The sequence below is a fragment of the Microcoleus sp. B13-B6 genome, assembly GCF_036705405.1.
Taxonomy (GTDB): domain Bacteria; phylum Cyanobacteriota; class Cyanobacteriia; order Cyanobacteriales; family Microcoleaceae; genus Microcoleus.
Map to the genome: position 1 here is coordinate 554 of NZ_JAUBUJ010000124.1, position 3,399 is coordinate 3,952.

Here is a 3,399-nt window from a genome sequence, read left to right on the forward strand (position 1 = left end):
CACCAACTCCCACGCCAATTTCGACACCAGAGGTAACACCAACTCCCACGCCAATTTCGACACCAGAGGTAACACCAACTCCCACGCCAATTTCGACACCAGAGGTAACACCAGAGGTAACATCAACTCCCACTCCAATTCCTATAACAACTCCTACACCTACACCGACACAGACGCCAATTCCTCTAGCAGATCCGACACCAATTCCTACAGCAACTCCTACCCCAGAGGTAACACCACCTCCCACACCTACACCAGCGGTAACGCCTGACTCAACTTGTTTTTGCGATCGCATTCCTCGCCCCGATCTCAATCAACCCAATGCCACCGATAATGTAATCAATGGCAATCCTAATATCCGAATAGGCACTAACCAAAATGATGCTTATTATGGCAACAATTCCTCTAGCTTTTTTGATGCTTTGCCAGGGGATGATAACTTATTTGCTGATGACGAAGGCGACACACTGAATGGCAATGAAGGTAGTGATTTTATTGTCGGTGGTACTGGCAATGATTACCTCTTGGGTGGCAAAGATAATGATATTATTCTCGGTGGACAAGGGGAAGATGTAATTCGGGGAAATCAAGGGAATGATTCTCTGAATGGGCGAGAAGGAAATGACCTGATTTATGGCGATGCTGGTAATGATTTTATTCAGGGTGGCAAAGAAAATGATACCTTATACGGGGGCAAAGACAATGATATTCTACTGGGGGAACAAGCACAGGATTTATTGTTAGGACAAGAGGGAAATGATACCCTGTGTGGAGGCAGTGAGAATGATACACTCCTGGGAGGCAAAGGTAATGATATTTTGTGTGGTTGTGGTGGATTTGATAGTTTACTAGGAGGGGTAGGAAATGATATCTTTGCCTTGTGTCCGGGAGTGCAATTCGCTCTAATTGCAGATTTTACTAAGGGGGAAGATGCGATTGGATTGTCAGGAGGATTCACGTTTGAGCAGTTGCAGATTACACAGGGAAATGATGGAACATTGCTGACGATTAAGCAAAGTGGAAGAATACTTGCGAATATTGTGGGTGTTAATGCCTCGCTAATTACTGCTCAAGATTTTCTCTTAGTTTAATATAGCGAATTCTAAGGATCGCGAATTAAATAATTTACACAAGGAAATTGGGGTGTCCTGCCCGCCCTTTTTGGACGGGCGGGACGCCCATCCCACAATCACAATAAAAATGGTAAGTTATTTAATTCACGATCCTTAAGTTAGTAATTCATTAGACCTTTGGCAAAAATAATTAGGACGGGCAAGATGCCCATCCCACAAGAAAAAATAACTCTTGTGGGATGGGCATCTTGCCCGTCCCATCAATTGATGAAAAGGATTTTTGCAAGAGGTCTACTATCTAAAATTTGGAGATGTTCCAATTCCCCATTAAAACCCCAGAAATCATTTTCGGCTCCCCTCTCGTATTTTTGCCCGTATCATACCCTAATTCAGCAACGCCATTATATCAAGTAGGGAAACGGCACTGCCGTGTCCAAGGCGTGTCTTAGCATTAAACCCGCAGTCCCCGATTAATTTCAACCCCTGCCAAAATGCGGAATTAACCGCCTGCAACTAATAAGAATTAAAAAAAACTAACACTTTTGGAAGATGCCACAATATTTATCTATGATAAAAATATAGACATTTGTCTAAACAGTGCATTAAACCCTTTCAGAAGCGCCGAAATATTTAATCAATACCAAAAAAAACCATGCAATTTCTACCCAAAACAATCCCCGAAATTCAACCAGAAATCATACCAGTTAACGAATCACCGCCAGAACTTGTTACTTTCGATGTCGGCGGGATGAAATGTGCCGGCTGCGCGAAAGCTGTGGAACGCCAACTTATGCAGTATTCAGGCGTAATTTCAGCTTGCGTTAACTTGGCCGTAGAAGTCGCTACGGTTGAGTGTCAACCGGGGGCTGTCGATGCAGAGGCTTTAGCTAAAAAGTTGACTGATAATGGATTTCCCTCTCAGTCTCGTTGTGGTGAAAATCAGCGGGAAGCAGAAGCGGCAACAATTGAACGGCGGGGGCAAGAAATTCGACAGCAAATCAAGCAATTGACGATCGCCCTAATCCTAATTATTTTATCCGGTTTAGGTCACGTACTCGGCACAAAAGCCCCAATTCTCAGCAATATTTGGTTTCACTGGGGACTCGCCACCCTCGCTTTGCTGGTACCGGGCCGCCCGATTATCGTTGACGGGTGCCGCAGTTTGTGGCGAAATGCACCCAACATGAATACTTTGGTAGCTTTAGGCGCTGTTACAGCTTACACCGCTAGCAACGCGGCGCTGCTGTTTCCACGGATGGGATGGGAGTGCTTTTTTGACGAACCTGTGATGCTGCTGGGCTTTATTTTGTTGGGCAAAACTCTGGAACAGCAAGCCAGACGGCGCGCTGCATCAGCTTTGCAAGCTTTAATCGCATTGCAGCCTGCGAAAGCCCGCTTAGTAGATTTTAAACTCCCGACTTTAGATTTGCGATCGGAAGAATTGCCTTTAAACTCGACATCAGAGGTCTACGATCCACAATACATTGAAATTCCAGCCGATCGCGTTCGAGTCGGAGAATGGCTGCAAGTTTTGCCAGGGGAAAAAATACCGGTAGACGGTGAAGTCTGCGAAGGCAAAACAACCATAGATGAGTCGATGCTGACTGGCGAATCAATGCCGGTTTTGAAGCAACCAGGAGATACAGTTGCCGCCGGAACTATCAATAAATCCGGGGCAGTTGTGATGCGGGCAACTCGCACCGGTAAGGAAACAACTGTAGCTCAAATGGTGGCTTTGGTGCAGGCAGCCCAAACTCGCAAAGCGCCCATTCAAAATTTAGCTGATACTGTCGCGGGATATTTTGTGTATGGGGTAATGGCAATATCGCTTTTAACTTTTCTATTTTGGTATTTTGCCGGCACTCATATTTGGCCTTCTGTGCTTTTAGGACAGGGGGCAATGGATATGGGGCATGGGGCAATGGGCATCGGGCATGGGGCATCGGGCATCGGGCATGGGGCATTGGGCATGGGAAATGAATTGCCAATTATCCATTATCAATCGCCTTTGCTTTTGAGTTTGAAATTGGCGATCGCAGTTTTAGTGATTGCTTGTCCTTGCGCTTTGGGACTGGCTACCCCAACTGCAATTTTAGTTGGTTCTGGCATCGGGGCGGAGCGCGGGCTTTTAATTCGCGGTGGTGATGTTTTAGAACGGGTGCATCAATTAGATACGGTGGTTTTTGACAAGACTGGCACTCTGACAACCGGAAATCTAACACTCACAGATTATTTGCCGCTTTTCCAGAATTCTGAGTTGGATATGAACTCAGATATTAATGTTGGAAACAGGCAAGATGCCTGTTCCACAATTGATGGAGTTTCT

General features: G+C 45.6%; 2 protein-coding genes. Both read left to right on the forward strand.

Features of this window, described 5'->3' with window-relative positions; translation table 11 throughout:
* On the forward strand, positions 1-1,091 hold a 1,091-nt coding region (locus QUB35_RS34465), incomplete at its 5' end, for a calcium-binding protein (protein ID WP_333146824.1).
* A 634-nt stretch (positions 1,092-1,725) separates the two neighbouring features.
* A partial coding sequence (locus QUB35_RS34470) for a cation-translocating P-type ATPase (RefSeq protein WP_333146825.1) occupies positions 1,726-3,399 on the forward strand: 1,674 nt, incomplete at its 3' end.